The sequence below is a fragment of the Natronolimnobius baerhuensis genome (assembly GCF_002177135.1).
GTDB classification, from domain to species: Archaea; Halobacteriota; Halobacteria; order Halobacteriales; family Natrialbaceae; genus Natronolimnobius; species Natronolimnobius baerhuensis.
The window spans coordinates 244,983-271,420 of the sequence record NZ_MWPH01000002.1 but is presented as its reverse complement, the minus strand read 5'-3'; the positions used below and the strand labels follow the sequence as shown (position 1 = coordinate 271,420).

The following is a 26,438-nucleotide window of genomic DNA, read 5'->3' as shown; positions in this document are numbered from 1 at the left end:
GCGATAAATTGGATGGTCTTTCGTGATTTATTTGGCACGCAGCGACGATATCCGACAGGTAAACGGCGAATGTGACTTCACAAGAAAACTGTTGATTCGAGTCCTCATCTGGGTACCTTGTGGACAAACTTCGACGACTGGGCGCGTACCACGGTTGCATAGTTTTGATTCAGCAGAAATCTCTGGCTTGCTGAAGTAGTGTCTCAGCAGTTTCCTCACCGAAGTTCATGCACGTCGATGGATTCCGCTCGCGAGTGGAAACTGGCAGGATTTAAGCAAGGTCGGAACGCCCCTTCGAATGGCATGAAATTACACGAGTATCAGGCGAAGGAGGTCTTCGCCGATGCTGGGGTTCCGACGCCGGCATCACAGCTCGCCTCTGACGTCGACGGCGTCGTTGCCGCGGCAGATGAGATCGGGTATCCAGTCGCAGTCAAAGCGCAGGTACAGGTCGGCGGCCGGGGCAAGGCCGGCGGTATCAAACTCGTCGATGACGCCGAGGAGGCTCGCGAGGCAGCCGAGGACATTCTCGGCATGGACCTCAAGGGCTACCACGTCGGACAGGTCCTCGTCGAGGAAGCAGTCGACTTCGTGGACGAACTCTACGTCGGGATCACGATGGACCGCGGCGAGGGCAAACCCGTCGCGATGGTCTCGACCAAAGGTGGCGTCAACATCGAGGAAGTCGCCGAGGAAGATCCTGATGCAATCGCACAGGAACACATCGATCCATCCTTCGGGATGCACCCATACCAGGCCCGCAAGGCCGTCTACGACGCTGGTGTTGACCAGTCGGTCGCCCGCGACGTCTCGAGTGTCCTGACGACGCTCTACGAACTCTGGGCCAACCGCGACGCCTCCGACACCGAGATTAACCCGCTGATGGTCACCTCGGATAACGAGGTCATCGCGGCTGACGCCGTGATGAACATCGACGAGGACGCACTCTTCCGCCAGCCTGAACTGGCTGAAATGGAAGCGGAAGCCGCAAGCACCGGCGACGATCTCGAGCAAAAGGCTGACGAATACAACTTCGATTACGTCCGTCTCGAGGGCAACGTCGGGATCATCGGCAACGGTGCCGGTCTCGTCATGACCACGCTCGACCTCGTCGACCACTACGGCGGCGAGCCAGCGAACTTCCTCGACGTCGGTGGCGGTGCGAAAGCCGACCGGATCGCGAACGCGCTCGATATGGTGTTCTCCGACGAGAACGTCGACTCGGTCGTCTTCAACATCTTCGGCGGCATCACCCGCGGCGACGAGGTCGCCAAGGGGATCAACGAAGCACTCGAGCAGTTCGACGAGATTCCAAAGCCGGTCGTCGTTCGACTGGCGGGGACCAACTGGGAAGAGGGAATGGAGATTCTCAACGAGGACCTCGTGACGGTCGAACAGACCCTCGAGGATGCGGTTCAGCGGTCTGTTGCATACGCTGACGAGGTGAACGAATAATGAGCGTACTAGTCGACGACGACACGCGCGTCGTGGTACAGGGCATCACCGGTGGGGAAGGAAAGTTCCACGCCGAACAGATGATGGAGTACGGCACGAACGTCGTCGCCGGTGCGGTCCCCGGCAAGGGCGGGCAGGAAGCCGCCGGCGTTCCCGTCTACGATACGGTCCACGAGGCCGTCGAAGAGGAGAACGCCGACACGTCGGTCATCTTTGTCCCGCCAGCGTTCGCGGGCGATGCCGTCTTCGAGGCACTCGATACGGATCTCGACCTCGCCGTCGCGATTACGGAAGGTATTCCGACACAGGACATGGCGCGCGTCAACAAGCGCCTTTCCGAGACCGATACGCGACTCATCGGTCCGAACTGTCCTGGCCTCATCACGCCCGGCGAGGCCAAACTCGGTATTCTTCCCGGCAACATCTTCTCGGATGGTAACGTCGGTCTCGTCTCGCGTTCCGGGACGCTGACCTACCAGGTCGTCGATAACCTGACCAACCGTGGCATCGGGCAGACCACCGCCATCGGTATCGGTGGCGACCCGATCATCGGCACCGACTTCGTCGACGCCCTCGAACTCTTCGAGAACGACGACGAAACCGACGCTATCGTCATGTGCGGTGAGATCGGTGGCGAAGACGAAGAGGAAGCCGCCGCGTTCATCGACGAACACGTCGACACGCCCGTCGCTGGCTTCATCGCCGGCCGAACGGCGCCGCCAGGAAAGCGCATGGGCCACGCCGGCGCAATCGTCTCCGGCTCCGGAACCGGCACCGCCGAAAGCAAGATTTCGGCGCTCAACGACGCCGGCGTCCCTGTCGGCGACACGCCGGAAGAAGTCGCTGACCACATCGAAGAGTTCCTCGGCTAACGGAGCCGACACGCAGCAAGCACCGTTTTCGCTCGCGTGTTTCAGTTCTACAGACGTCCTCGAGATAGAGACATCTCCAGAGAGCCTTCTGACGAGCACTCAAAACGAACGAATCCGCGATGTCCATGACCGGAGACGTGGGCGAACAACTAAAACGGAGAGAGGGCACCGAGGACGCGCCGGATGAAGCCGGGCTTCGAAGACGAGTCGTCTTCGGAGTCTGCGTCTGTGGCTGGGTCAGCGTCACTCGAGGCGGGTTCGTCGGCTCGAGTGGCCTCAAGTGAGGGGATCGATTCGGGAGTATCCGGTTCCGAGTCGGAAATCGGGGACGTACTGCTAGTCGTGTCGCTGTCGTCTGTCTCTGAGTCGCTCGCAGTCGCCGACTTGCCATCGTCTTCGAGGATTTCGGCTGTCATCGCTTCGGGTGTTGCCGCCTCGTCCGTACCGACTGTCTCGCTCTCGGCGTCTGACTGGTCCGTCTCCGAGTCGACCGTCTCGCTTTCGGCGTCGGCCACGCCATCTGGATCGACCCAGAGGAACTCCTCGTCTTTCGTCCGCCCTGTAAGGAGGAGTTCCTCGAGTTCGTCCTCGTCGGCGAGCAACGCGTCGTCGATGGTCGAGTCGGGTTCGTCGACCGGTTCGTCAGCGCTTGCGATGATGTCTTCCGGTGTCTCGCCCTCGAGGACGTCATCACTCGTCTGCTCTACGGTGTCGGTATCGGCTTTGAGTTGGCCGAAGACGCTTGCTGCGGTCTGATCTTCGACACCGCCAGTACCGGCGTCGGCGTCACTGGCTGTCGACGATTTAGCGTCACTGGTCGGTGGTCGGGCCGTGCCCTGGTCGACGGCCGACGACGCGTGCTGTTCGTCTGCGATTGCCCCAAAGAGGTCGTCGGCGCTTGCCCCGACATCGAACCCGCTGTCGCCCGAATGCTCCCCAATCGTACTATCGGTCATGGACTCACTCATAGGAGGTACATAATCCCATGTAATTAAGTTTTGGAATTTTATCACTCACGCATCATTAGTAGTTTTCTATATGAGCGTAACGGCCGGGTCGTCGTCCGATGGTGACCAACTGTTTGAAAACTCGAGTTTCTGCTTTACTGGCGTCACTTTTGATCGTCCGACAGTCGTTCGAGTAGTGACTCGCGAACGAACACGTAGCCTTCGTAACTATTATACACTCGTCAACATGCCTAGAAACTATGGTTTACGAGACTGGGAATCCGACAGTTGACGACGCCCTCGAGCGCGTACTCGCCGGGAAACGCCTCGACCGGACCGATGGGGTGGCGCTGCTCGCCCAACCCGTCGAGGCACTCGCTGAGGCCGGCGGTGTGGTTCGCGAGCAGTTCGGCGATGGCACCGTCGATGCGTGCTCGATTGTCAACGCGAAAGCGGGTAACTGCGCCGAAGACTGTGGCTTCTGTGCGCAGTCGGTCCATTTCGACACCGGCATCGACACCTACGATTTTCTCGGCCCCGAAACAATTCTCGAGGCCGCAAAACGCGCCGAAGCCGACGGCGCACAGCGTTTCGGAATCGTCGTCGCCGAGAAAGGCGTCTCGAAAGAACACAGACCAGAGGAGTGGGAAGAAGTCCTCGAGTCGATTCGCCTCGTTCGCGACGAGTGCGACCTCGAGGTCGACGCCTCGCTGGGGATTCTCACCGAAGAGGAAGCCGAGATACTGGCCGCCGAGGGAATCGAACACTACAATCACAACATCGAAACCTCGCCGCGGTACTTCCCGGAAATTGTCGAGACGCACAGTTTCGACGACCGAGTGAAGACCCTCGAGGTGGCCAAAGACGCCGGGATGGACCTCTGTGCCGGCGTCATCCTCGGGATGGGCGAGACGCCGACGGATCGCGTCGAGGCCGCCGTGGCGCTCCAGGAGATCGGCATCTCGTCGCTGCCGGTGAACGTCCTCAATCCCGTTCCCGGGACGCCGCTGGCCGAGCAGGGCGTCGAGATCACTCGCGAGGAGATTATCAAAACAGTCGCGGTGTACAAACTCCTTCATCCGGAGTCGCGAGTCCGACTCACCGGCGGCCGCGAGGTCAATCTTGCACCCGACGAACAGCACCTGCCCCTCGAGGCCGGCGCGGACGGCCTCCTTACTGGCGACTATCTCACGACAGAGGGCCAATCGCCCGCCGAAGACCTCGAGATCATCGAGCGCGCGGGCCTCGAGCCGAATCGGTCGGTCAATGAGTTCGACCCCGAGGCCGTGAAACGACGCCACGAGAGACAGGACGAGATGGCTGCGACGAGCGCGACCGCAGAGTCGAGTGACGACTGAACCATTAGAACAGAGTACCATGCACGAAATTACATTTGCCGTACTCGGAACCGGTGGTATCGGACGACGAGCACTCGAGGTCAGCCAGCACAAGGCGGCGTTGACGCCGGTCGCGGCGTGTGACCGCCACGGCGTCGCACTCGACGCTGACGGACTGGCGGTCGAGGAACTGCTGGCGGCGACGGAGGGGAATATCGATAGTGGCCTCGATGACGTGGCCACGGATGGCGGTGACACGGCCACGAGCGGCGGTTCTGGTGTCAAGCAGCACGGCACCCAGCGCGGCGTCGTCGCCTCCGAGCAGGCGGTCGCAACCGACGAGCCGATTCAGGCGATCATCGATGCGGGCGCAGAGATTGATGCCGTGTTGCTTGCCCTGCCGAACTACGAACACGACTTCATCCCGCGAACGGCAGATCGCTTCATCGAGGCCGGCTACTCGGGCGTCCTGATCGACGTGCTCAAACGCTCGCGCGTGATCGGCATGCTCGAGGACCGACGCGACGCACTCGAGGATGCCGGAATCACGTTCATCTGCGGGGCGGGCGCGACGCCGGGCTTTCTCACCGGCGCGGCCGCGCTCGCCGCCCACTCGTTCGTCGAGGTCGAGTCCGTCGACATCTGGTGGGGCGTCGGCCTGAAGTCGGGCTACGAGGATAACCGGGGGACCGTCCGCGAGGACATTGCACACCTGCCAGGATACGACATCGAGACCGCGCGCGACCTCGCCGACGCCGACATCGAGGCGATCATCGACGACCACGACGGCGTCCTCGAGTTCGAGGACATGGAACACGCAGACGATGTGCTCCTCGAGCGCGCGGGGATCTGTGACGCTGCTGATGTGACCGTCGGCGGCATCCTCGACGTTCGCAGCGACGAAAAACCGACGACGACTACGGTGTCGGTGACCGGTCGGACGTTCGACGGCGAGCGGGCGACGAACACGTTCGAGTTGGGCGATGAGACGAGCATGGAGGCGAACGTCAACGGCCCCGCACTGGGCTACCTCAAAGCCGGTGTGCGGCGGAATCGAAACGGCGAATACGGCGTCTTCGGCCCGGCGGAGTTGCTTCCTCGGTTCTGAGTGACCCGTGTGTCCATGCCTCCATCGACGAACGAGAACCGTGAAAGTGATACCACGGCAATGACTTCCTTCACGCGAATGGAAGATCGCGGGTTCGACCTCGAGAATCGGCGCTCCACGCTCGAGGAACGCGAACTGAAACGAACGCTGTCGCCCGTCGACCGGGTTGCCGAGCGAGGCTACTTCGCTGCGGCCTCTGGGAGCGAGTTACCGGTTCTCGACGCCGATGAGGCGCTGGTGTTCGGTTCGAACAACTATTTGGGGCTGACGGCCGACCAGCGCGTCCAGGATGCGGCCAGACAGGCGGCTGCCACCGTCGGTACAGGCGCGGGTGCGAGCCGTCTCGTCACCGGCGATACGATGGTTCATCGCGACCTCGAGCGCCTGCTCGCCGAGACGAAATCGGCCGAGCGCGCGCTGGCGTTTCCCTCGGGATACGCAGCCAACGTGGGAACGATTACAGCTCTCGAGCCCGACGTTATCTTCTCGGATGAACTGAATCACGCGAGTCTGATCGATGGCTGTCGACTCTCGAACGCAGAAGCGGTCGTCTACGAGCACCGCAACGTTCCCGACCTTCGCTCAAAACTCGAGGCGCGTTCCGAGAGCGCGTCCGAGGCGGACGAATCCTGGCTCATCGTCACCGATACCGTCTTCAGCATGGATGGCACCGTTGCCCCACTTGTTTCGATCTGTGACCTCGCCGAGGAGTTCGGTGCCTGGGTCATGGTCGACGAGGCCCACGCGACCGGGCTCTACGTCGACGGCGGTGGCGTCGTCCAGGCCGAAGGCCTCGAGGATCGCGTCCAGATCCAGATGGGGACACTCTCGAAGGCACTCGCCAGTCAGGGTGGCTACGTCGCCGGGAGTAACGCCTTGATCGAGTGTCTGGTAAACGACGCCCGCTCGTTCGTCTTTTCGACCGGGCTCACGCCGCCGGCCGCCGCGACAGCCAGCGAGGCGTTACACCTCGCGCGACATACCGACGCCCGCGAACGTCTCTGGGAGAACGTCAGCCACCTCCGGGACGGCCTCGAGACGATGGGGTTCGACGTGCCCGGTGATTCCCAGATTCTGCCGGTGATCGTTGGTGAGCGCACTGGCGCGCTCGCACTCGCCGCGGGGCTGCGCGAACGCGGTATCGTCGCCCCCGCGATTCGCCCGCCATCTGTTCCGGAGGGCACAAGTCGCCTTCGCGTGACGCCGCTTGCGACACACGATCAAGCAGATATCGTAGCCTGCCTCGAGGCGTTTCGAACGGTTGGGGACGAACTCGGACTGCTATAACGATGGCAGAGAGCAACGGCGAACACTCGAGCGACGCCATTTCACCGGTCGCCGTCGTCGGAACCGGAACCGGCGTCGGCAAAACCGTTCTGACTGCGGCGCTCACGCGACACGCTCGAGCACTGGGACTCGACGCTCGAGCGATCAAACCCGCCCAGACGGGTCACCCGCCTGACGACGATGCGGCGTTCGTCGCCGAGGCCTGTGGCGACAGCGACGCGGCGACGTGTTCACGGTATCTCGAGCCGGCGCTCGCGCCTCGCGTCGCAGCTGAGATTGCCGACGAACAGCTCTCCTACGAGGAAATACTGGCAGCCTGCCGGGACGAGTGTGAGCGGGCTGAACGCGCGTTCGTCGAAGGAATCGGCGGCCTCCGTGTTCCACTCGCCGGCGACCGCGAGGTAATCGACCTCGTTTCCGACCTCGAGGCCAGCGCCGTCGTCGTCACTCGTTCGGGACTGGGCACGCTCAATCACACCGCGCTCACGGTCGACGCGCTCGAGCGCCGCGGCATCGACGTTGTCGGCCTCGTCTGTAACGAGTACGTAGGCGACACGCTCGCGGAGCGGACGAATCCCGCCGAAATCGAGCGCATGACTGGCTATTCTGTTGAGACGGTGCCGCCACTCGAGGGTAATCCAGAAACGCTTTCGGACGGGGTTGTTGAGGCCCTCTCGAGTGAGTTCCTCGAGCGAGTTGCGGGTGTCTCCGACTGAGACTGCTACCCGGATAGGTCGGCTGGAGCAGATAGTCCAAAAACATATAGTAGTGTGTTATGAATTACCAATATGGCTACAGGTCTGATCGAAGCCGCGACCCCGATTTTGAACGGGCTCGTCGGATACGAGCAAATGGCTGAACTGATGGAGCCGTTCATTCTCACCGCCGTGATCGTCACACCGATTCTGCTCGGTGCGCTCTACGTCGGCGCGCGATTCCTTCTTCGCCAATACCTTCAACGGGATTCGAACAGCAATCAGGGTCAGTATCAGCCAAAACTGCGGTAAGCGAGCGGCCACGTTCGCCGGTACTACGGCCCTCGTGAGCCGACTTGACTACATGAAGTCGCTCAGGCCCGACTGATCCTCGTCCGGTTCAGTCGGTTCCGGCTCCGGTTCTGGCTCACTCGAGTCGTCGTCGACTCCGTCGTCCGTTGACCCACTCGAGGCTGCAAGCGTCGCCTGCCCGTCGGCCTCGTCATCGGTTTCGTCGGGGTCGGCAGACCCGTCGTCCGCGCTCGAGTCCTCGGTGTCGCCGGTATTGAAGAACGCAGAGCCGGAGTGTTCGACGGCGAGTTCGGCCTGTTTCTCCTCGGCGTCCGCGACGATTGATTGGACTTTGTTCGTGTCTTTGCCGCTGCCGGTGATAAACGAGACCTCCGACTCGTCTAAGTCGTAGGTGGCGGCCATCTGCAGGGTGAGCTCGCGATTCTTGCAGTGGTGAGTCATCGCCGACAGGTAGGGCAGAATCTCGCGGCGAGCCGTCGCCACGCTCGTCCCTTCTCGTTCGGCGATGCGTTCGGCGATCCCATCGCGCGTGTTCCGAGTCCCCTTGCTGCGGCCGAGTTTCGACCAGTAACTCGGCGGACCGTAGCGCGTCCACCCGCCTTTCGGTTCGCGACGCGAGGCCGCGACACCGGCGGTCATGTTGTCCGTCGCGTACCGCCAGTACGAGTAGTTCTGACTCGAGCGCACGCGACCGAGCCAACGGTCAGCGTTCGCGAGGTATCCATAGGCGTCGGCCAGTTCTGCGCCGTGGTAATCCTTCGGGACGTTGTCTTCGATCCAGTTCAACATCTCGTCGGGGTTCTCGTCGACGTCGTAGGAGGCATGGAGTGCGCCCTGTGCATCCTCGTTTTTGATCACCGTATCGAGAAACTCGAAGATCCCTTCCGTCGTATCCCGGTCGCCCGTGACGACGTCCTCTACGGTCAGGCGCTCGGCGTCGTCGGCGACCGCCTGCAGATCGTTGACTGCCGAGCGCAGGTCGCCACTCGTCGCGTCCGCAATTTTCTCGAGGGCGGCGTCCTCGTACTCGATCCCCTCGCGGCGACAGATATCCCGCAACACGGGGACAATCGAGCGCTTGGAGACGTCTCGGAACTCGATTGTCTCGCAGTTATTACGCAGCGACTTGCTCATGTCGTAGAACTCGTTTGCGACGAGGACGATTGGCTGGTTTGCGTCCTTGACGACTCGCGTGACCTCTCGAGAGCCGCCGTAGTCTGCGTTGCCGTGGAAATTGTCTGCCTCGTCCAAAATCACGAGCCGGCGACCAGCGCCGCCCGCGGTGAGCGTGCCGCTTTTTGCGGCTTCGCCGGCAACCCGCTCGATGACGTCCGCCTGCCGGTCGTCACTGGCGTTGAGTTCCATTACCGGCCAGCCCATGTCGTTGGCCAGCGCGTGGGCCGCCGAGGTCTTTCCCACGCCGGGACTACCGTGGACGATCACCGCATCCTCGTGGTCGTCCCAGGTTTGTGCCCACTCCTCGAGTTTGTCGCGGGCTTTGTTGTTCCCGCGTACCTCCGACAGCGTCGTCGGCCGGTACGTCTCGGTCCAGTCGCTCATTGAGAGGTGATTGGTTCGAGTCGCGTTTAGGGATTGCGGAGCGTCACTCCTCGGTGACCGACTTCAGGTCGAGACGGGACGTAACATCTGCATACGTGTCGTCGCTCGAGACAATGGTGTCGCCGTTCGATTCCACGAGATGAAGTGCGTCGAACGGTGTAAACCCGTGGTCTTCCACGTACGTCGCCGCCGTAACGACCGTCTCCACGTCACCGCGTACCTCGACGAGGTTGGCGGCGTTCGAAACAACGCGTTCGGTATCACGTTCCTCCCGGTAGGCGACCATCAGGAGTTCGATGAGCGTGAACTGTGATGTCCACAACTCGTCACGGTGTTCCCGGTATGCCGACTCGGCAGCCTCGCCGAGCCAGTCATCGTCCTTAATCAGTGCGAGAAGGAAGTCGGTTTCCGCATACATCTATCATCCGGCCCCATCGAGCGCTGCATTGCGCGCCTCTTCACGGAGTTCGTCTGCCGATTTTTCGACGTCCTCGAATTCGTCCCTAAGGGCCTCGAGTGGGTCGTCGGCGACGGGAACCAATTTAACACCGTCGGAAAGTTGAACGACGTGATATCGGTCCCCGTATCGCTCTCGGACCTCCTTCGGGAGCGTGAGACGGCCACGGTCGTCAAGCGCTACGTCTGACATACCTCGGTGTACGGTGGGCGAAAGTAAAAGCGTTCCCCGATATAGGTGGATACCCATTCCACGTCCGCTTGTCGGAGTTGTCTCTGCTTTCATGAGCAGCCGACGACGGATATCCGACGTTCTCAGTTCATTGAATCTATATCGTATTTGTTCGACTGCACGGTCCAGTCGGTCATTGGATACGGGTTGGGGCGAGTCGCGTTTAGTGATTGCGGACGCTACTCTTCGAGGACCGATGTCAGGTCGAGACAGGACGTAACGTCCTCGTATGTGTTATCTCTCGAGATGATAGTCTCTCCGTTCGATTCAACGAGGCGCAGTGCGTCGAACGGTGTGAACCCGTGGTCTTCCACGTACGTCGACGCCGCAACAACTGTTTCCACGTCACCGCGTACCTCGACGAGGCTGGCGGCGTTTGTGACGACGCGCTCGGTATCACGTTCCTCGCGGTAGGCGACCAGCAGGAGTTCGATGAGCGTGAACTGCGGTGTCGATAACTCGTCGCGGTGCTCTCGGAACACCGACTCGGCGAGGCCGCCGAGCCAGTGGCCCAACGCTCAGGCATCGGGGTTGTAGATGTCGGGGTTTGCTTCGCCGTCGACGTCGATGACGGCGAGAGCGCCTTTCCGTCCGGCTCGTGAGAGCGCGTGATCGACGATTTTCACGGGACCGGGGACTTTCATCTCCATTTCAGCCATGGTAACTGTCCCGGGTGCGACGGGCGTCGTTTCGACGTTCCGTGCGGGATCGCTCAGGAGGTCGCCATCGCGGTAGAGACGACTGAAGACGTTCCCGATGGGGTGGACGGAACTGAGGAGGTTGGGGCCTCCGTTGGCGAAGTGAAGGCGAACCGTTTCGCCGACTTCGGCGTGCATTGGTCCGTGCGTGCCGTCTTCGGTGAGGCCGTACGCTTCCCCGTTGAAGAGGACGTACGTCGGGTCCTCGGCGGCACCAGCGTCGAAATCGTACGAGTGGTGGCCTTCTTCGCCGGTGTCGCCGTCGGTGTAGAGTTCGTGCTGGCCGAGGTAGAGTTCGCGGTCGACCTCGGGGAGTCCGTCTTTGGGTTCGACGAGGATGGCTCCGAACATTCCCGCACTGATGTGGTGATCCATGTTGGGAACGGCACAGTGGTAGATGTGGGAACCTGCGTAGTCCATCCTGGCGCTGATGGTCGCTTCCTCGTCGCCGGGGCGGAGCGTGGTGTGTTCGGCGCCACCACCAGGGCCGTATACCGCGTGGAAGTCGATGTTATGTGCGTACATGTTCGATTCCTCAGGGACGCGGAACGTGAGGTTGACCGTGTCACCTTCGCGGACGCGAACCATCGGACCGGGAACCTGCCCCTCGAACGTCATGAAGTGGAAGGTGACACCTGGCTCGATTTCGGCGATGTGTTCCGTACACTCGATGGTGATGTCGTGCTCGCGTGGCTCGTCCCAATCGACTGGGGCCGGGATGTCAGTGGGGTCGGCAAGGACACTGTCGACGTCGACCGATTCGGCGGCAGGGAGTCCGTCGTCGATCTCGTCAGCGGACGATCCGTTACCCTCGTCGGGAGCGGTGTTCTCAGTCGCTATACAGCCTGCAATCGCAGCGGCGCCCGTTGCGCCGAGTACCTGTAGCATGCGCCGTCGGTCAATGGTGGCTGAGTGAGTCATTAGGGCTCTATCTAATATAAGGTATATTAGGAATATATACTCGAGAGGCGTTTCCTATTTATCAGGAAATTTCAATAAACGACCCATGATATCAGGGGTGTATTTATACTTCTGGGGTGGGTCGTGACAGCTCAACAGCTCCGAACCGCTAACTGATGAGTCAGAAGGGCAAGCGAGAGATTCTCCCAACGAACCAATAGCTAGCGGAACGATCACTACTGAAGGCGATACTCGAGTCGAGACGACGACTCAAAACGTGGCGGAAAATTAACTTTCGACAGCGGCCGGCGACTCCTCGACGTGGTCGTACTTGTCTTCGAACTCTTGGATGAGCTGTCCCATCTTCGCGTACCAATCGTTGAGCGTTCGCTGCATCTGATTTGCGATCTGGTTCGGGTCGGTCGGATAGTAGACGTGGTAGTACCCGCCCTGATCGTAGTTGATCTGTTCTTTCTGGATGAAGCCACTCTGGAGTAGCCGCTGGATCGACCGATAGGCCGTCGAGCGCTCGCGGTCGACGCGCTCGGCGACTTCGTCAATCGTGAGTGGCTCCTCACTCTCGACCATCACGCGGAAGCAGTCTTTATCGAGTTGCTTGAGTCCGTGGATACACTCCAACAGTCCTTCACACTCCATGTCCTGCTGGAGCAGTTCTGCCATCGATTGTGCCATTACTATCTCTCACTACTCGTCGCACCGCTATAAGGGTTATGTGGATATTGTGCAATCACGGTGCACAGGTGAGAGGGCCGGTCATGCACCGATTTTCGCCGAGAATTACCGACGTTCATCGCATCCTGCACAGCCCGTTCGCCAGCGAACGACAAGTCCGATACCAGCCAGCGTCGCGACGGTCACGAGCACCTGCCCGAGTCCTGCACCGGCACCAGCTGCCACACCACCGCCTGCAACGGCGGCCGCACCGGGTGCGAGACAGCAGAGACTTGCCACGCCAGCGAGGCCAAGCAACGACCGGCGTGAGGCACGCTCCGAACCCATAGGCGACGGGACGGACGGAACCCCAATACGTCTTCGGGAACACGAAACCGCGGTCGCAGATCGCAGATTCAGTTCGCAGCGCAGTTGTTCGGTCCCAACTCGAGTTCTTCGACGTCGCCGCCGGGCTGGGTCTTCCCCCAGTTGATCTGCTTGATCTCGTTGTAGTTCGCCGGTTCGTCGGCCAGACTGTCGACAATGGTCTCGACGAACGACTCCTCGTCGCCGTCTGCGACATAACTCAGCAGTTCGTTGGTCGTTTCCGCTCGCAACTCCCCGAGGTCGGTCGTAACCGGTCGGACCGACTCGTCGCTAAAGTGACCGGGGAGCACGACGGTCTCGTCCGGAAGTTCCGTCACCCACTCGAGGCTGGCGAAGAGGTCGTTCGCAGCCGTTCGGATTGCGTCTTCGTCGCCGTCCTCGAGATCGGGTCGGCCGACGCTACGCAGAAAGAGGGTGTCGCCCGACAGCAGTGCATTGCCGAACTGAAGCGAGACGCTGCCCGGCGTGTGTCCCGGTGTATGCTGGACCTCGAGTGAGCGCTCGCCGACCGAAATCGAGTCTCCATCCGCGAGTTGGGAAAGGTGTTCGAGGTCGCCAGCGTCATCGCCGTGGAGGTAATACGGCACGTCGAGTTCACCAGCGAGTCGTCGCGCGCCTGAGACGTGGTCCGCGTGGGCGTGGGTGTCGATCACGCCCGTAATCTCGAGGTCACGCTCGTCGGCCGCGTTCAGGTACTGGTCGATGTACTGGCTCGGATCGACGACGACGGCCTCGCCGGCATCGAAGACGAGATACGAGACACAGCCAGTTCCCGGGCGGACGATCTGAACGACGCCGTCAGTCGCATCGACGTCGTACTGGCGATGGACGCGCCCCCACCCATTCATGCCATCATCGACCGACTTCGCGTCGAAGCCCTGATCGCGAAGGAACTCGGCGGCACGCGCGGACGTGATCCCGGCGACACAGATCGTGACGATTTCTTGCTTCGAGGGGAGGTCCTCGAGTCGGGACTCGAGCGTCGAGAAGTCGTGCTCGAGGAGTTCGTCGTAGATGGGGATGTTGGTGCTGTCCTCGATCTGCCACTCCTCGTAGTCGGCTTCGTTGCGGACGTCGAGGAGAAACAGGTCATCCTTGTCGTCGAGACGCTGTGCGAGGGTCGCTGGCTCGATGTCGTTATTGCTCATTAGAGACAATATAAGTGGATGTGGATTCTTAAAGTCGTTGCCTGAGACGGTCTGCAGGAAGCAATTCCGTGATCTGTGAGAGAAGTACGACCAGAAACACTGCAGTTTCCGGGGTGTTTCTTGAGATGGATGTTGTCAGAATACGACGGGACAGTGGATGGAACGCCCAAACTGACCGTCTTCACGACTGGACGTATCGCTTCGGCCATATTGCGACAATACTACACAACTATTATGCTCTCCGAGGTCGAACAGAGTCTATGAGCGATTCACAGGACGAACGTCAACGCATTCGCGAGCAGAAAGAACGGAAACTTCGAGCGCGCCTCGAGAACGGAACACTCGATGACGGCAACAGTAACGATGGCAACAGACAGACCCCAGCGGAACCAATCCAGATCACTGGCCAAGCCCATCTCGAGGAGGTTGTCTCGACCGACGACGTCGTCCTCGTCGATTGCTACGCCGACTGGTGTGGCCCCTGCCAGATGCTCGAGCCGACACTCGAGGCGCTGGCGGCGGAAACCGAAGCCGCAGTCGCGAAAGTCGACGTGGACGCCCACCAGCGATTGGCCCAACAACTCGGCGCACGCAGCGTCCCGACACTGGTGCTCTACGCTGACGGCGAGCCGGTCGAACGCATGGTCGGTGCACAGGACCGGACAACGCTCGAGCGCTTGATCGCCACGCACAGCTAACCAGTCTCGAGCTGGTCGCCGTTACTTGGTACCCTATTCCTCGATGATCGTTCGTGTATGAATGTCAGAAAGAGACAATATTGGACAGCCCGTGTTTCGGGATAACGGCGTCTAGTAGCTCTTTGAAAGTCTGAACGCTGGCCGACTACGCTGTAAGGTATCTCTGGATGTTTGGATACTGTGCAATGACCGATATCCTTTTGATGGTACAGAGTATATTGTGTAGTAGCTCCAATACAGAGCCGATTTTACTATGAGTGCAGACTACGATATCACGGAGACGCTCGACGTTAAAGGACAGTCTTGCCCGATGCCAATCGTCAAGGCGAAACAGGCCATCGACGACCTCGAGAGTGGTGACGTCCTCGAGGTTGTGGCGACGGACTCGGGGAGCATGAGCGACATTCGAGGATGGGCCGAGGGGACCGACGGCGTCGACCTGCTCGAGCAGGTCGAATCCGACGACCTGTACACCCACTACGTGACGAAGACGGACTAAGATGAGTACAGATACGCCAGCCGACGACACGGACGCACACTCGGCCGGGAGCGACGAGGTTGATCCGGCCGAACTGCAGGCGCTGCGCGAGCGCGTCGACGAACTCGAGGCGTCACTCGCAGACGCCGGGGAGGATGACGACGGGAAGAAGATGACCATCGTCGCCACGCAGGGGACGTTCGATATGGCGTACCCGCCGTTGATCCTCGCGAGTACCGCGGCGGCGTTCGACTGGGAAGTCATCGTCTTCCATACGTTCTGGGGGCTGGACATCCTCCACGAGGAGAAATCGACAAACCTCAAACTGAGTGCTGTCGGCAACCCGAACATGCCGATGCCGAACCTCCTCGCGGCACTCCCTGGCATGGACCGGATGGCCACGCGCATGATGGCGAAGAAAATCGACGAGAACGGCACGCCAACCATTGAGGATCTAATCGACCTCTCGCTCGAGCAAGGCGTCGAACTCCAGGCCTGTCAGATGACCGTCGAACTGATGGACTACGATGAGGATGACTTCTACGACGGCGTCACCACGGGCGTCGGCGCGGCAACGGCACTCCAGCACATGGCCGAGTCGGACGTGCAACTCCTTATCTGAGGATTCGCTCCTGTCTTATAACCGAAATGTTGTTTGGAGTGATTGATAGAACAGCGTGTATGTCCCTCCTCGCAACCGCCGTCTTCTGGCTCGCTCTTGTGGGTGTGCTGGCACTCGCTGCAGGCGTTTCCTTCGTCGTCGGCTCGTTGTACGGACTGTTCGCTCGCCACAGCGACGACGAGACCGCCGCTCGAGGCGCAACCCTCCTCGCCGTGTCACTGGCAGCCATTGTGGGTATCGCGAGTTGGGTTTTCATTCCCGCGGGGCTGGAAGTGACGACGACGCTCGAGGGTGACGGAGTACTCGAGAGCATCACCGGAGCGCTCGTTAGCGGACTCGCAGCGGGCGTTGTCGGCGCAACCACGATAGCCGGTCTCGGACGTCGGTATCCTGAATTTCCCGGCATTGAATCACCGTGGCGTGCTGGTCGACGGTATGGCCGGTATCTCGCGGTCATATTGGCAATCGTCTTTCTGTTTGTTGCGTTCACCGGCCCGGCGATCCGTGCCGGGACGGGTGGCATCGTTGCGATTCTGCTCGCGTTTGTTGTTGCACTCTGGATCGCATCCCCTGTCGTCCAGACACTGACAGGCAGCACTCGAGCCCCCACCGACGCTGAGCGTGAACGGCTCTCACCCCTGCTCGAGCGTGTGAATCTCGAGCCACGTGCTCTCCGCATCCTCGAGGGCGGCGACCAATACGTGACTGTCGATCTGGTCGGCGCTCCCGGCGGCCGCGTCCTATTCGTCGGCGAGGCCGCACTCACCTCGCTCGAGGATGAGACGCTGGTAGGAATGCTTGCAGCCACTCGCGAGCAGGCGGTGCACTATTGGACAGTACTCATTGGGTCACTCTTCGTTTGCGCGACCGCACCGCTGCTCGCTGGCGTGGGCGGCTCGATATCGCTGCTCGCCGGGGCAGGGACGACTGCCGTACTCGTCATTGCTGTATTCGCGTTTGCTCGGCGCGTTCGCTGGTATACCGATACGCGTGCCGCCGAGCGAGTTGGAGCCACAACACTCGCTGATGCGTTCGAGCGGGGCGCGACGGCCGCGGGCGTCGATCTTGGCGACCCCGATGACCGGAACTGGCTGTCGACACGCCCGCCGCTTGCAGCGCGAATCGCCCGCCTCCGTGAACGCGAGGGGCTCGAGGCTGGCAGCGACGAGCACCACGGCTAACTAACCGCGCTTCCAACAACTGCTATGAACGTCGCGATCATCACCGTCGGCGACGAACTGCTGGCCGGAACGACGACCAACACGAACGCTGCCTGGCTGGCGAGTCAACTCACCGACCGCGGCAGCACCGTCACGCGGATTCTGACGATTCCCGACGAGCGCGACCTCATTGCCGACTACGTCGCGCGCTGGCACGCAGATGACGCGTTCGACGCCATCATCGTCACCGGCGGCATCGGCGGCACGCCGGACGACGTCACCGTCGAAGGCGTTGCGGACGGCCTGAACCGCGACCTCGTCGTCGATGACTCGATCCACGACGGACTCCTCGAGAAGGCGGCCATCTTCCGCGAGGAGAACCCGGAACTGGTTGCTGAGTACGACCTCGAGATCGATCTCGAGGCGGCGGCCTCGCTGCCTGCGGGTGCGATACCACTCGTCGTCGAGGAGGCGTGGGCACCGGGCTGTGTGGTCGACGACGTCTACGTCTTTGCGGGGATTCCGGACGAGATGAAAGCGATGTTTCACGCGGTCGAGGCTGAGTTCGACGGGACCGCCACTGCACGCACGATCTACACGCCAGCGCCGGAAGGTGCCTTACACGACGTGCTCGAGGGCGTGAGCGAGCGGTTCGACGTCGACGTTGGAAGCTATCCACGCGGTGAGACACGGCCGGGTCGGATTCGTGTCTCCGGAACCGAGGCAGCGGCCGTCGATGACGCAATCGAGTGGATTCTCGAGCGAGTCGAGACGACCGATCCGGGAGCGTCGACCGGCGAGGCGAACGACTGAGGCGAAACGGAGCGTCAACCCGGTGGTATCAGCGGCATATCTGTGGCCAGTATCCGGTAGCTACTTGACTCGACCGGGCAACCGACGCATATGAGCGGACGTGGGCCAAAGCGCGAACTCGCGGAGAAGATTGCGGGCGAAATCACGCTCAGTGACGACCCTGGAGCCACGTTGCGCAAGTGGCGAACTGATTTCGACGTCTCACAGACGGATCTGGCGGCAGAACTCGAGGTCTCCTCGTCGGTCATCTCCGACTACGAGAGCGGCCGCCGAGAGAGTCCGGGCATCGGCGTCGTCGGCCGACTGGTCGAGGGTCTGCTCGCCATCGACGAACGCCGCGGCGGCGACCGCATCCGACAGTACGGACGCGTCCTGTCGGCCGGCTTCGACAGCGATGTCGTCCTCGATCTGCGCGAGTATGCGACCTCGATCCCGCTTTCGCGCCTGCACGATGAACTCGAGGCGACGAGCGTCACGACAGGCGATACCGACCATGTCAGCGGCCACACTGTCGTCGACAGCATCGAAGCGATCACGCGCCTCTCGAGTGAGGAGTTCTTCCGACTCTACGGCCAGAGTACGAATCGTGTGCTCGTCTTTACGAACGTCACCCGCGGCGAGGGCGTTGGGATTGCCCTGCGTGTGCTCAACCCGACGCCGAACGCCGTCATCTTGCACGGCCTCGAGGAGGACGAACTCTGGGAACACGCCCAGCAACTCGCCCGAATCGATGGCTACGCACTCGCGACGACGACGGTCCCACTCGAGGACCTCCTTGACCGACTTGTCTCACTCGAGTAACGATGGATCGGACGGAGCGTGGGACGGTCGCGTTGCTGGGCGGCTATCTGGTGACGCTTGCCGTCGCGTACGCATTCGATGAGGTGGTGATCTGGCTCGTCTGGGCGATTCTGATGGTCGCGCTATCCGGGAGCGCCATGATGTGGTACAACCGGTGATCGACTGGACTGCCTCGCTGTGGCCCGCTCGAGAGATTATCCGTCAGCTGACGACCATTACGGCTCGATGGCGAATCCCTGCTTTCGTACACACATAGTCGCCAAAACTGCATTATTTATCATGGGTTTGCATGCGGTGATCCATAGACCTATGGAGAACACGACCCAAGTGTTCGTTAGTAATGTCTCTGAGCCAGATCGATCTGACGAATCGGCAACGACGGACGCTTGTGACATTAGTCAACAAGTATCAACAGTCCTCGGAGCCAGTGACTGCCGAAACGCTTGCAAATTCCCTCGACCGTGATTCCGGCACACTTCGGAATCAGATGCAATCGCTGAAATCACTCCAACTCGTCGAAGGGATTCCCGGCCCTCGAGGCGGCTACAAGCCGACAGAGGCCGCCTTCGACGTACTGGATCGGTCACAACTCGAGGATGCAGAAACGGTCGTCTTCGCACAGCAGTATGAGCGCGTGGATACGACCGTCGACGAAATCGACTTTACGAGCGTCCACCACCCGGATCTCTGTCGGGCACACGTTCGATTCCAGCGATCCATTCAGAACGTCTCCAAGGGCGACGAGGTTATCATCGGCCCAACGCCGCTTTCGAATCTCGTTGTCGCCGGGATCATCGTCGACAGCGACAACACGACAAACACGCTGATTATCGACGTTGCACATCTAAAAGCGCCACTGATGGACGGCGACTGATCGCTCGAGTCTAGCAAGCCGAGCCGTCAGTACATCGTATCAGGTGCTGTCTCTGCGTTACTGTCCACTTGCGTCAGTAGATTAATGACTCGTCGTTTTCGACCATATACAGCGTTCGCGCTGCGATATTGACCGCGTGGTCGCCGACGCGCTCGAGGTCGCGAATCGTCAACAGCATTTGTGAGACGTCCTCGAGGAGTGTGTCGTCACTGCCATCAGCGTCGACGAGGCCACGGACGACCTGTCGACTCGCTTGTTCACAGTGGGTATCGATTTCGTCGTCTCGGGCAGCAATATCGTGTGTTGCATCGCTGTTGCCCCTCGCATACGCCTGCATCGCGTCTTCGACCAACTGAATCGTTTTTTCGCCGATCCGCGTGATGTCGATCTCGGCGTACCGATCCGATGTTGTCCGTTGGGTGTACTCGGCGAGGTTCACAGCGAGGTCGCCGACTCGCTCGAGGTCGGTGATGATTTTGAACGAGGAAGCGATCAGGCGAAGGTCGCTGGCAACCGGCTGCTGTAACGCCAGCAGATCGATACAGTCGCCCTCGATCTCGAGGTACAACTGGTTGATCGCGTGATCGCCCGTGATGACTCGTTCGGCCAGTGCCGTATCGTTTCGTCCGTACGCCTCGAGTGCGCGACGGAGTCGCTGGCAGACGAGGTCGCTCAGTTCGAGGACGGATTCACAGAGTTGCTCGAGTTGGTGTTGGTAGTCCGTTCTGGCCATCGTTATCCAAATTTTCCGGTGATATAGTCTTCGACGCGGTCATCTGCGGGGTTTTCGAAGATCGTCGCTGTGTCGTCGTATTCAACGAGCGTGCCACCGGTGAGAAAGACGGCCGTGTTATCGGAGATGCGGGCCGCCTGTTGCATGTTGTGGGTGACAATGATGACGGTGTACTCCTCGGCCAGATCGGCGATGAGATCCTCGATTTTCGAGGCGGCGACGGGATCGAGTGCCGAGGTTGGTTCGTCCATCAACAGCACTTCCGGATCTGGTGCGATGGCGCGAGCAATACAGAGGCGCTGTTGTTGGCCGCCCGAGAGATCAAGTCCGCTCGAGTCGAGTTGGTCCTTGACTTCGTCCCACAGCGCGGCCCCGCGAAGTGCGCGCTCGACTGCAGCGTCGAGGTCCACCTCGTCGGCTGTTCCCTGGATTCGCAGGCCGTACGCGACGTTGTCGTAGATCGACTTCGGGAACGGATTTGGCGACTGGAACACTTGCCCGATCTTCCGGCGCAACGCGACGGGATCGACGTCATCATCGTAGACGTTCTTCTCGCGGAAGTAGAGGTCCCCATCGATGCGCGCGGCCGGAATGCGGTCGTTCATCCGGTTGATCGAGCGCAGGAACGTCGACTTCCCACAGCCCGAGGGACCGATCATGGCCGTCACACGATGTTCTGGAATCTCAATTGTGACGTCTGTGAGCGCCTGGTCATCGTCGTAGTAGACGTCTAGCCCCTCCGCGCTGACGATTGTGTCGGCGCGTCCAGTGGTGCGACTCGAGTCGCTCCCAACGGTTACATCCGTTTCGATGAGTGCGTTTTCCGGCGGGCTGTTCGATCCGCTCGTTGCTTCGGCTGTCGATTCGTCAGTCGGATTGTGTGTGGTGTGCTTAGACATTGCTAATTGAGCCGCCGTCTGTTTCGTATCGCTTCCGTAGGTAGCCCGCGAGAGCGTACATTCCGACTAGGAACGTGAGCAAGACAACGATGCCAAGCGCCGCCAGCCCGTTGAACATCCGGTCAGCCTGGTAGGTCCAGTTGTAGATCTGGGTCGGCATCGCGCTGAACGATGCGAACGGGCCCGAGGGATAGCGCGTCGCGTGAAGCATTGTACCGACCATGATCAGGGGTGCCGTTTCGCCGATTGCGCGAGCGAGTGCGAGGATCGTCCCGGTCAGGATGCCGGGCATCGCCTTCGGGAGCACGACTTGGCGAACGGTTTGCCACTTCGTTGCGCCCATGGCGTAGGAGCCGTCGCGGACACTTTCGGGTACCGCGCGGATTGATTCGATTGAGGCGACGATGATGATCGGAACGACGAGCAGCGCGAGCGCGATGGCACCGGCGAGGATGATCGACCCCATGCCTGCGTCGTTGACGATCAGCGCGAGCACGAGCAGCCCATAGACAATAGAGGGGACCCCGGCGAGGTTCGCGAGGTTCGCCTCGATCAGTCTGGTCGTCCGGTTTTCGGGGGCGTACTCGACGAGGTAGAGTGCACAGCCGACGGCGATGACGAACGCCATACCGGCTGTCAGCACCATCAGCCAGAGCGAGGCGATGATCGACGCCCCGAAACCAGCCTGTCCGGCCCGGGAGGACGACGTGGCCGTGAGGAAGTTCCACAAGTCGATATCGTAGTTCAGCAATGCCTGTGCGGACTGCCAGATCACGTCCGCGATCAACAACACCAGCATGACGAGTCCGAACAGCGACGCCGCGACGAGCAGCCCGTGGAAGACGCGGTTGCGGAACTTCTCGCGGCGCAGGTCGATGTCGGAAAGGAACTCGCCAGCTCGTTTCGTACTCATCGGTACTCCTCCTGGAATCGCCGTTTCAGCAAGTCATTGAGCACGTTCATCGAAAGCGTCAGTATGAACAACAGTAAGCCGACGGCGAACAGGCTCTGATACTCGATGGTCCCAACTGCAGTCGTTCCGCGAGCCATCGAGACGAGATAGGCCGTCATCGTCATAATCTCGTCGAACGGGTTCGCGGTCAACTTCGCGTTGAACCCTGCGGCCATCGTGACAGCCATCGTCTCGCCGATGGCTCGCGAAAGCGCGAGGATGTATGAGGCGAATATCCCAGAGACCGCCGCCGGCAGGACGATTCGCAGTGAAACCTGATACTTCGTCGCACCGAGGGCGTACGCGCCGTTTCGAAGCTCATCGGGCACCGCCTGCATGGCGTCTTCGCTGATCGAGGAGACCATCGGGATCGTCATCGTCCCGACGACGAGAATTCCCGCGAGCATGCTGTAGCGACCGACGCTTGCGCCCATCATACCCGCGGCCAGCGGCTCGAGCAGCCCCGGTGCGAGATGGCTCACTGAGTCGAGTCCTTGGCCCACCGGATTGACGAGGTACGTCGCGATACCGTCGACGAGTACCGGCGTGAGAAACGAGATGGCAAAGTAGCCGTAGACGATGGTTGGGATCCCCGCGAGGATCTCGAGTATCGGTTTGAGTCGGTTCCGGGTTCCTGTCGTCGCATACTCGGAGAGGTACAGCGCCGTCGCGGTGCCAATCGGGATCGAGACCATGCCGGCACCGATTGTGATCGCCAGCGTCCCCCAGACGATTGGGAGGACTCCGTGGGCCGGCGTGGAGTGGTCAGGTGCCCACCGCGTCCCAGTGAGGAACTCGGTAAACGTGATCGTTCGGATGAACGAATCACCATCGAACAGTGCCTCGCTGATTCGTGCGCCGAAGAAGTACTGTGCTGCGTTATCGAACAGGACCAGGAAGATGGCGACCGTCGTCACCACGGTAATCGCCGCACAGCCGAACAACGCCCGCCGGACGCGTCTGTTTTTCTCGTGGGCGGCCTCGAGGCTGTCGTCGCCGGAAATTCCCGACCCTGATTGTGGTTCTGTACTCATGGGTATGGATTGGTGAACTGTTCAGCGGCCGCGTCAGGGATCCTGTCGCTCGACGGTGAGGTCATCGGGGTCTTCGCCGATCTCTTCGAGCACCGACTCGAGTTGGTCGTGGTTCTCGACGATGTGCTCGTCGGGCGCCCGGTAGAAGCCGACCTCCTCGGCGAACTGATGCTGGTTGTTGATGTAGAAGCGGGCAAACGAGCCGATAAGGTCCGGTTCCTCCTCGAGGGAGGCGTGATTAAAGTAGAAAAAGAGCGGCCGGGCAAGCGGCGAGTACTGCCCTTCTGCGATGTACTGTTCCTCGGGCGGGAAGAATTCGCCTTCGTAGTCGGGGTGGTTGCTCTCGACATCGACGGTCTGGAGCGTCCCGCCGGCGTCCTGTAGGCTCCGAAGGTGGCCGACACCACCCCAGCCGAGGGCCCACTCGTTGTCGTCGACGGCGTTCCAGATCTCGTCGGTCTGGCTCGTCGCGGAGTAGTCGTCGCGGATGTTGCCCATCTCGCCGTTGATGCTTCCGGTGAAGTAGTCGAACGTCCCCGACGCCGAGTCCCGTCCGTGTAGTGCGATGTCCTCGTCGGGCCACTCGTCGCGGACGTCGCTCCACTGTTCGACGTCGGACTGGAACTCCCAGATCATGTTGAGTTCCTCGAGCGTGATTTGGTCACACCAGTCGTTGTCCTCGTTGACCCCGACCGCGAGCGTGTCCTGGCCGACGGTGTAGCTGGTGTACTCGATGTCGTTCTCGCCACAGAGGTCGATTTCCTCTTCGGTGATCTCTCGGCTTGCACTCTGGAACGCTGAGTTACCCCGGCAGAACTCCTGGAAGCCCGCGCCGGTTCCTTCGGGTTCGACGTTGACCGCGACGCCGCCGTACTCGGTTTCGAAGTCCTCCGCCGCAATCTGCGTGATCGGCGCGACGGTGTTCGATCCCGATGCCTGAATCTCCCCTGAGAGGCCGCTGTCATCACTTCCAAAACAGCCGGCCAGACTCAACGCACCGACGCTCCCGACCGTTGCAATCGCCGATCTTCGCGTCATCTTGTCCCCCGCTGGGTGTTGGCTGGGTGCCATCACTCGATCCTTTCCAGAGGGCACATAAAAGCGATTCTAATATCTATATAGTCTATGGCATAAGTATATAGATTTAGCAATAGTCTGCTGTATACCGATAGAGAGCTATGTTCGACACAATAGACCCCAATACACACCTCTCTTTGTGGCTCGCTCTCAGTTTCAGACTCACCGTGTGTCTCTTGGGACCATCCCCGTATGTGTTACGTAGGACGAACCGACCGTAACACGACACTGGCGAGGATATCGAATACACCAAACACGATGGCAAACACGCCGAGTACCATCGGTCCAACCCCGAACCCGAGTGCTGTTGTTGACTCGAGGAGGCCGATTCCACCGACAGCAGCTAATCCGATGCCAGCCTGTGTCGCATCGACTCCCGACCGAGAGAAGAGAACGGCGAGTCCACCGATGACAATGAGCGCCGACACGACTGGAAACGAGAGAACGGATGCGCCGCCGAGCAACAGAATCCCGCCACAGATAACGCCAATGCCGGACTTTCCGAGTCTGCTGACGCCATCCGACGACGCGTCGGTCATAGTCGGTGTTTCGACCCAACCGAGAAAAGCGATTCGTCTCTTTGGCGACTCCGCGCGAATCTATATAGATATACCACCGATTGTGTCGTCTTAGGCGATCTGGTCTTCGTACTCGCCAGCCGAGAGCAATTCCTCGAGGTCGTCGTCGGGGTCGATCTCGAGCATCCAGCCCTCGCCGAAGGGGTCTTCGTTGACCAGTTCGGGGGCGTTGAACAGGTCCTCGTTGACGGCGACGACCTCGCCGCTGACGGGCGCGTAGAGGTCTGAGACGGCTTTGATCGATTCGACGACGCCGAACTCCTCGTTCTGGGTGACGCTGTCGCCCTCGTCGGGGAGTTCGACGAAAACCACGTCGCCGAGTTCGTCCTGTGCGAAGTCGCTAATTCCCACGCGGACGATGCCGTCGGTTTCGTGTGCCCACTCGTGCGATTCAAGATACTGTCGGTCCTCAGGGATGTCGAAGCTCATTATTGGGTTTCGATGAAGGGTAGTGGTTCAACTCTTGCCTTTTTCGACTGGCCGCGGACGACGACCTGCAGGGTCGTCCCCGGTTCTGCGTACTCGACCGGCACGTACCCAAGCCCGAGTGCCTGCTCGAGCGTTGGGCTCATTGTTCCACTCGTTACGGTGCCGATGACCCGACTCTCCGTGTTCGTGATGTCGTAGCCGTGGCGGGGGACCCCACGGTCGATCAACTCGAAGCCAACGAGTTGCTCCTCGAGGCCGTCCGCCTTGACTTGCGCTAAGGCGTCGCGGCCGATGAACTCGGTCTCGAGGTCGACGGTGAAGCCGATGCCGGCTTCGTAGGGCGTTCTTGGGTCGGATTCGTGGTCGAAGTCCTGGCCTGCAAGGAGCAAGCCTGCTTCGATGCGCAGCGTATCGCGTGCGCCGAGTCCGCATGGCTGGCAGTCAAACTGCGCCCAGATCGATTCGGCCTCAGTTTCGGGAACGATCAGCTCGAATCCATCCTCGCCAGTGTAGCCCGTACGAGCAATCCAGCAGTCGACGCCGTCGATGGTTGCGTTGGTCGCCTCGAATCGCGAGAGATCCGTGACCGGATCGTCGGTGACGTCAGCGACCAGTTCGACGGCGTTCGGGCCCTGGACCGCGAACATTGCGTACTCGTCGGTGCGGTTATCGACGGTCGCCTCGAGGTCCCACTCGTTGCGGTAGTCGATCCAGCGCTGGTGAGTCGCCTCGTCGGTCCCGGCGTTTGGCACGAACAGATACGTTGGCTCTCCCTCGAGGTCGTTGCCGTCGCTTTCGGCGACACTGCTTGTGTCGACGGGAGACCCGTTATCCTCGTTTGGCAGCCGATAGATGACGGTATCGTCGATGATGGTGCCGTCCTCGTCGGTGATCGTCGCGTACTGGGAGTCCCCAATTGCGAGTTCGCTCACGTCGTTCGTGGTGAGCCGTTGCATCAACGCCGTCGCGTCGGGGCCGGTAACGTGAATCTGGCCCATATGCGAGACATCGAAGATGCCGGCGTCCTCACGAACGGCTGCGTGTTCCGTTCGGATCGAATCGAACTCGACAGGCATATCCCAGCCGCCAAACTCCGTAAACTTCGCTCCACGCTCGTCGTGGATCCCACGTAACGGCGGCGTCTGAAGCGGCATAGTCGGGTGGACACTCCCGGGATAGTAATGTCTTTTCGTCGGCCAGTGCTGCTATCGCCGCTTCTCGAGT

At 60.7% G+C, this 26,438-nt stretch carries 32 protein-coding genes; 15 read left to right on the top strand and 17 right to left on the bottom strand.

The window, feature by feature from the left end:
* Positions 1 to 303: 303 nt before the first annotated feature.
* Positions 304 to 1,455, top strand: coding sequence for an ADP-forming succinate--CoA ligase subunit beta (gene sucC / locus B2G88_RS07595; RefSeq protein ID WP_087714440.1), 1,152 nt, complete (start codon positions 304 to 306; stop codon positions 1,453 to 1,455).
* On the top strand, positions 1,455 to 2,327 hold the full coding sequence (sucD, locus tag B2G88_RS07590) for a succinate--CoA ligase subunit alpha (RefSeq protein WP_054862810.1): 873 nt from the start codon (positions 1,455 to 1,457) through the stop codon (positions 2,325 to 2,327). The genes sucC and sucD overlap by 1 nt, the downstream gene beginning before the upstream one ends.
* A gap of 149 nt (positions 2,328 to 2,476) precedes the next feature.
* Here the strand turns inward: sucD and B2G88_RS07585 are convergent, their stop codons facing one another.
* Complete coding sequence (locus B2G88_RS07585; protein ID WP_087714439.1) at positions 2,477 to 3,295, bottom strand: hypothetical protein; 819 nt, start codon at positions 3,293 to 3,295, stop codon at positions 2,477 to 2,479.
* Between the two features lie 239 nt (positions 3,296 to 3,534).
* Between B2G88_RS07585 and bioB the strand changes: the two genes are divergently transcribed.
* The 5 genes from bioB to B2G88_RS07560 all read left to right on the top strand — a co-directional run bounded on the left by bioB (position 3,535) and on the right by B2G88_RS07560 (position 8,013).
* Entirely contained in the window at positions 3,535 to 4,632 is a 1,098-nt protein-coding gene (gene bioB / locus B2G88_RS07580) for a biotin synthase BioB (RefSeq protein ID WP_087714438.1), read from the top strand.
* A 19-nt stretch (positions 4,633 to 4,651) separates the two neighbouring features.
* Entirely contained in the window at positions 4,652 to 5,719 is a 1,068-nt protein-coding gene (locus B2G88_RS07575) for a saccharopine dehydrogenase family protein (protein ID WP_087714437.1), read from the top strand.
* A gap of 78 nt (positions 5,720 to 5,797) precedes the next feature.
* Positions 5,798 to 7,006, top strand: coding sequence for an aminotransferase class I/II-fold pyridoxal phosphate-dependent enzyme (locus B2G88_RS07570; RefSeq protein ID WP_087714932.1), 1,209 nt, complete (start codon positions 5,798 to 5,800; stop codon positions 7,004 to 7,006).
* A gap of 2 nt (positions 7,007 to 7,008) precedes the next feature.
* Complete coding sequence (bioD, locus tag B2G88_RS07565; RefSeq protein WP_054863735.1) at positions 7,009 to 7,722, top strand: dethiobiotin synthase; 714 nt, start codon at positions 7,009 to 7,011, stop codon at positions 7,720 to 7,722.
* Positions 7,723 to 7,794: 72 nt separating this feature from the next.
* The gene (locus tag B2G88_RS07560; protein WP_087714436.1) at positions 7,795 to 8,013 is read left to right on the top strand and encodes a hypothetical protein; all 219 of its coding nucleotides are present in this window, start codon (positions 7,795 to 7,797) and stop codon (positions 8,011 to 8,013) included.
* A 48-nt stretch (positions 8,014 to 8,061) separates the two neighbouring features.
* Here the strand turns inward: B2G88_RS07560 and B2G88_RS07555 are convergent, their stop codons facing one another.
* The 8 genes from B2G88_RS07555 to B2G88_RS07520 all read right to left on the bottom strand — a co-directional run bounded on the left by B2G88_RS07555 (position 8,062) and on the right by B2G88_RS07520 (position 14,066).
* Positions 8,062 to 9,573: a replication factor C large subunit gene (locus tag B2G88_RS07555; protein ID WP_087714435.1), complete on the bottom strand. Its 1,512-nt coding sequence runs from the start codon at positions 9,571 to 9,573 to the stop codon at positions 8,062 to 8,064.
* Between the two features lie 43 nt (positions 9,574 to 9,616).
* A complete protein-coding gene (locus B2G88_RS07550) occupies positions 9,617 to 9,991 on the bottom strand; it encodes a type II toxin-antitoxin system VapC family toxin (protein ID WP_054863733.1) in 375 nt (124 codons plus the stop codon).
* A gap of 3 nt (positions 9,992 to 9,994) precedes the next feature.
* On the bottom strand, positions 9,995 to 10,222 hold the full coding sequence (locus B2G88_RS07545) for an AbrB/MazE/SpoVT family DNA-binding domain-containing protein (protein WP_054863732.1): 228 nt from the start codon (positions 10,220 to 10,222) through the stop codon (positions 9,995 to 9,997).
* A gap of 218 nt (positions 10,223 to 10,440) precedes the next feature.
* Positions 10,441 to 10,776, bottom strand: coding sequence for a glycosyltransferase family protein (locus B2G88_RS07540; RefSeq protein ID WP_054863731.1), 336 nt, complete (start codon positions 10,774 to 10,776; stop codon positions 10,441 to 10,443).
* A gap of 3 nt (positions 10,777 to 10,779) precedes the next feature.
* Positions 10,780 to 11,880 carry a copper-containing nitrite reductase gene (gene nirK / locus B2G88_RS07535; RefSeq protein ID WP_054863730.1) on the bottom strand — a complete coding sequence of 367 codons (1,101 nt, stop codon included), beginning with the start codon at positions 11,878 to 11,880 and terminating at the stop codon, positions 10,780 to 10,782.
* 267 nt (positions 11,881 to 12,147) lie between these two features.
* Positions 12,148 to 12,552, bottom strand: coding sequence for a helix-turn-helix domain-containing protein (locus tag B2G88_RS07530; protein WP_054863729.1), 405 nt, complete (start codon positions 12,550 to 12,552; stop codon positions 12,148 to 12,150).
* Positions 12,553 to 12,657: 105 nt separating this feature from the next.
* Positions 12,658 to 12,879: a hypothetical protein gene (locus B2G88_RS07525; RefSeq protein ID WP_087714434.1), complete on the bottom strand. Its 222-nt coding sequence runs from the start codon at positions 12,877 to 12,879 to the stop codon at positions 12,658 to 12,660.
* Positions 12,880 to 12,947: 68 nt separating this feature from the next.
* Positions 12,948 to 14,066: an MBL fold metallo-hydrolase gene (locus B2G88_RS07520; RefSeq protein ID WP_087714433.1), complete on the bottom strand. Its 1,119-nt coding sequence runs from the start codon at positions 14,064 to 14,066 to the stop codon at positions 12,948 to 12,950.
* A 260-nt stretch (positions 14,067 to 14,326) separates the two neighbouring features.
* Here B2G88_RS07520 and trxA point away from each other — a divergent pair, with 260 nt between their 5' ends.
* The 8 genes from trxA (at position 14,327) to B2G88_RS07485 (ending at position 19,512) form a co-directional block, all read left to right on the top strand.
* Positions 14,327 to 14,764, top strand: coding sequence for a thioredoxin (gene trxA / locus B2G88_RS07515; RefSeq protein WP_054863728.1), 438 nt, complete (start codon positions 14,327 to 14,329; stop codon positions 14,762 to 14,764).
* Positions 14,765 to 15,017: 253 nt separating this feature from the next.
* Positions 15,018 to 15,263, top strand: a complete 246-nt coding sequence (locus B2G88_RS07510) for a sulfurtransferase TusA family protein (protein WP_054863727.1) — start codon at positions 15,018 to 15,020, stop codon at positions 15,261 to 15,263.
* Between the two features lies 1 nt (position 15,264).
* Positions 15,265 to 15,864: a DsrE/DsrF/DrsH-like family protein gene (locus B2G88_RS07505; protein ID WP_054863726.1), complete on the top strand. Its 600-nt coding sequence runs from the start codon at positions 15,265 to 15,267 to the stop codon at positions 15,862 to 15,864.
* 59 nt (positions 15,865 to 15,923) lie between these two features.
* Positions 15,924 to 17,045 (top strand): M48 family metalloprotease, encoded by a 1,122-nt coding sequence (locus tag B2G88_RS07500; RefSeq protein WP_054863725.1) that lies wholly within the window; start codon positions 15,924 to 15,926, stop codon positions 17,043 to 17,045.
* 24 nt (positions 17,046 to 17,069) lie between these two features.
* A complete protein-coding gene (locus tag B2G88_RS07495) occupies positions 17,070 to 17,837 on the top strand; it encodes a competence/damage-inducible protein A (protein WP_054863724.1) in 768 nt (255 codons plus the stop codon).
* 90 nt (positions 17,838 to 17,927) lie between these two features.
* Positions 17,928 to 18,638, top strand: coding sequence for a helix-turn-helix domain-containing protein (locus B2G88_RS07490; protein ID WP_087714432.1), 711 nt, complete (start codon positions 17,928 to 17,930; stop codon positions 18,636 to 18,638).
* A gap of 2 nt (positions 18,639 to 18,640) precedes the next feature.
* Positions 18,641 to 18,796: a hypothetical protein gene (locus B2G88_RS19515; RefSeq protein ID WP_176393196.1), complete on the top strand. Its 156-nt coding sequence runs from the start codon at positions 18,641 to 18,643 to the stop codon at positions 18,794 to 18,796.
* Between the two features lie 188 nt (positions 18,797 to 18,984).
* On the top strand, positions 18,985 to 19,512 hold the full coding sequence (locus B2G88_RS07485; protein WP_087714931.1) for an HTH domain-containing protein: 528 nt from the start codon (positions 18,985 to 18,987) through the stop codon (positions 19,510 to 19,512).
* A gap of 73 nt (positions 19,513 to 19,585) precedes the next feature.
* Here B2G88_RS07485 and phoU read toward each other — a convergent pair whose 3' ends face one another.
* The 8 genes from phoU to gcvT all read right to left on the bottom strand — a co-directional run bounded on the left by phoU (position 19,586) and on the right by gcvT (position 26,368).
* Entirely contained in the window at positions 19,586 to 20,245 is a 660-nt protein-coding gene (gene phoU, locus B2G88_RS07480) for a phosphate signaling complex protein PhoU (protein WP_087714431.1), read from the bottom strand.
* Positions 20,246 to 20,247: 2 nt separating this feature from the next.
* On the bottom strand, positions 20,248 to 21,144 hold the full coding sequence (gene pstB, locus B2G88_RS07475; RefSeq protein ID WP_054863722.1) for a phosphate ABC transporter ATP-binding protein PstB: 897 nt from the start codon (positions 21,142 to 21,144) through the stop codon (positions 20,248 to 20,250).
* The gene (pstA, locus tag B2G88_RS07470; RefSeq protein WP_087714430.1) at positions 21,137 to 22,057 is read right to left on the bottom strand and encodes a phosphate ABC transporter permease PstA; all 921 of its coding nucleotides are present in this window, start codon (positions 22,055 to 22,057) and stop codon (positions 21,137 to 21,139) included. The genes pstB and pstA overlap by 8 nt, the downstream gene beginning before the upstream one ends.
* Entirely contained in the window at positions 22,054 to 23,130 is a 1,077-nt protein-coding gene (pstC, locus tag B2G88_RS07465) for a phosphate ABC transporter permease subunit PstC (RefSeq protein ID WP_087714429.1), read from the bottom strand. The genes pstA and pstC overlap by 4 nt, the downstream gene beginning before the upstream one ends.
* Before the next feature lie 33 nt (positions 23,131 to 23,163).
* Positions 23,164 to 24,201 (bottom strand): PstS family phosphate ABC transporter substrate-binding protein, encoded by a 1,038-nt coding sequence (locus tag B2G88_RS07460; protein ID WP_087714428.1) that lies wholly within the window; start codon positions 24,199 to 24,201, stop codon positions 23,164 to 23,166.
* 203 nt (positions 24,202 to 24,404) lie between these two features.
* Complete coding sequence (locus B2G88_RS07455) at positions 24,405 to 24,746, bottom strand: hypothetical protein (protein ID WP_054863721.1); 342 nt, start codon at positions 24,744 to 24,746, stop codon at positions 24,405 to 24,407.
* 90 nt (positions 24,747 to 24,836) lie between these two features.
* Complete coding sequence (gcvH, locus tag B2G88_RS07450) at positions 24,837 to 25,214, bottom strand: glycine cleavage system protein GcvH (RefSeq protein ID WP_054863720.1); 378 nt, start codon at positions 25,212 to 25,214, stop codon at positions 24,837 to 24,839.
* Positions 25,214 to 26,368 (bottom strand): glycine cleavage system aminomethyltransferase GcvT, encoded by a 1,155-nt coding sequence (gcvT, locus tag B2G88_RS07445; protein WP_087714427.1) that lies wholly within the window; start codon positions 26,366 to 26,368, stop codon positions 25,214 to 25,216. The genes gcvH and gcvT overlap by 1 nt, the downstream gene beginning before the upstream one ends.
* Between the last annotated feature and the right edge of the window lie 70 nt (positions 26,369 to 26,438).

Excerpts from the sequence above, each read along its gene's own strand:
- sucC (WP_087714440.1), top strand. The coding sequence starts at position 304 with ATGAAATTACACGAGTATCAGGCGAAGGAGGTCTTCGCCGATGCTGGG.
- B2G88_RS07525 (WP_087714434.1), bottom strand. The coding sequence starts at position 12,879 with ATGGGTTCGGAGCGTGCCTCACGCCGGTCGTTGCTTGGCCTCGCTGGC.
- gcvH (WP_054863720.1), bottom strand. The coding sequence starts at position 25,214 with ATGAGCTTCGACATCCCTGAGGACCGACAGTATCTTGAATCGCACGAG.
- pstC (WP_087714429.1), bottom strand. The coding sequence starts at position 23,130 with ATGAGTACAGAACCACAATCAGGGTCGGGAATTTCCGGCGACGACAGC.
- pstA (WP_087714430.1), bottom strand. The coding sequence starts at position 22,057 with ATGAGTACGAAACGAGCTGGCGAGTTCCTTTCCGACATCGACCTGCGC.
- nirK (WP_054863730.1), bottom strand. The coding sequence starts at position 11,880 with ATGACTCACTCAGCCACCATTGACCGACGGCGCATGCTACAGGTACTC.
- B2G88_RS07560 (WP_087714436.1), top strand. The coding sequence starts at position 7,795 with ATGGCTACAGGTCTGATCGAAGCCGCGACCCCGATTTTGAACGGGCTC.
- B2G88_RS07495 (WP_054863724.1), top strand. The coding sequence starts at position 17,070 with ATGAACGTCGCGATCATCACCGTCGGCGACGAACTGCTGGCCGGAACG.
- gcvT (WP_087714427.1), bottom strand. The coding sequence starts at position 26,368 with ATGCCGCTTCAGACGCCGCCGTTACGTGGGATCCACGACGAGCGTGGA.
- B2G88_RS07505 (WP_054863726.1), top strand. The coding sequence starts at position 15,265 with ATGAGTACAGATACGCCAGCCGACGACACGGACGCACACTCGGCCGGG.
- B2G88_RS07550 (WP_054863733.1), bottom strand. The coding sequence starts at position 9,991 with ATGTATGCGGAAACCGACTTCCTTCTCGCACTGATTAAGGACGATGAC.
- phoU (WP_087714431.1), bottom strand. The coding sequence starts at position 20,245 with ATGGCCAGAACGGACTACCAACACCAACTCGAGCAACTCTGTGAATCC.
- B2G88_RS07455 (WP_054863721.1), bottom strand. The coding sequence starts at position 24,746 with ATGACCGACGCGTCGTCGGATGGCGTCAGCAGACTCGGAAAGTCCGGC.
- B2G88_RS07520 (WP_087714433.1), bottom strand. The coding sequence starts at position 14,066 with ATGAGCAATAACGACATCGAGCCAGCGACCCTCGCACAGCGTCTCGAC.
- B2G88_RS19515 (WP_176393196.1), top strand. The coding sequence starts at position 18,641 with ATGGATCGGACGGAGCGTGGGACGGTCGCGTTGCTGGGCGGCTATCTG.
- B2G88_RS07490 (WP_087714432.1), top strand. The coding sequence starts at position 17,928 with ATGAGCGGACGTGGGCCAAAGCGCGAACTCGCGGAGAAGATTGCGGGC.
- B2G88_RS07545 (WP_054863732.1), bottom strand. The coding sequence starts at position 10,222 with ATGTCAGACGTAGCGCTTGACGACCGTGGCCGTCTCACGCTCCCGAAG.
- B2G88_RS07555 (WP_087714435.1), bottom strand. The coding sequence starts at position 9,573 with ATGAGCGACTGGACCGAGACGTACCGGCCGACGACGCTGTCGGAGGTA.
- sucD (WP_054862810.1), top strand. The coding sequence starts at position 1,455 with ATGAGCGTACTAGTCGACGACGACACGCGCGTCGTGGTACAGGGCATC.
- B2G88_RS07575 (WP_087714437.1), top strand. The coding sequence starts at position 4,652 with ATGCACGAAATTACATTTGCCGTACTCGGAACCGGTGGTATCGGACGA.
- B2G88_RS07530 (WP_054863729.1), bottom strand. The coding sequence starts at position 12,552 with ATGGCACAATCGATGGCAGAACTGCTCCAGCAGGACATGGAGTGTGAA.
- trxA (WP_054863728.1), top strand. The coding sequence starts at position 14,327 with ATGAGCGATTCACAGGACGAACGTCAACGCATTCGCGAGCAGAAAGAA.
- B2G88_RS07460 (WP_087714428.1), bottom strand. The coding sequence starts at position 24,201 with ATGGCACCCAGCCAACACCCAGCGGGGGACAAGATGACGCGAAGATCG.
- B2G88_RS07585 (WP_087714439.1), bottom strand. The coding sequence starts at position 3,295 with ATGAGTGAGTCCATGACCGATAGTACGATTGGGGAGCATTCGGGCGAC.
- bioD (WP_054863735.1), top strand. The coding sequence starts at position 7,009 with ATGGCAGAGAGCAACGGCGAACACTCGAGCGACGCCATTTCACCGGTC.
- pstB (WP_054863722.1), bottom strand. The coding sequence starts at position 21,144 with ATGTCTAAGCACACCACACACAATCCGACTGACGAATCGACAGCCGAA.
- B2G88_RS07570 (WP_087714932.1), top strand. The coding sequence starts at position 5,798 with ATGGAAGATCGCGGGTTCGACCTCGAGAATCGGCGCTCCACGCTCGAG.
- B2G88_RS07500 (WP_054863725.1), top strand. The coding sequence starts at position 15,924 with ATGTCCCTCCTCGCAACCGCCGTCTTCTGGCTCGCTCTTGTGGGTGTG.
- B2G88_RS07510 (WP_054863727.1), top strand. The coding sequence starts at position 15,018 with ATGAGTGCAGACTACGATATCACGGAGACGCTCGACGTTAAAGGACAG.
- bioB (WP_087714438.1), top strand. The coding sequence starts at position 3,535 with ATGGTTTACGAGACTGGGAATCCGACAGTTGACGACGCCCTCGAGCGC.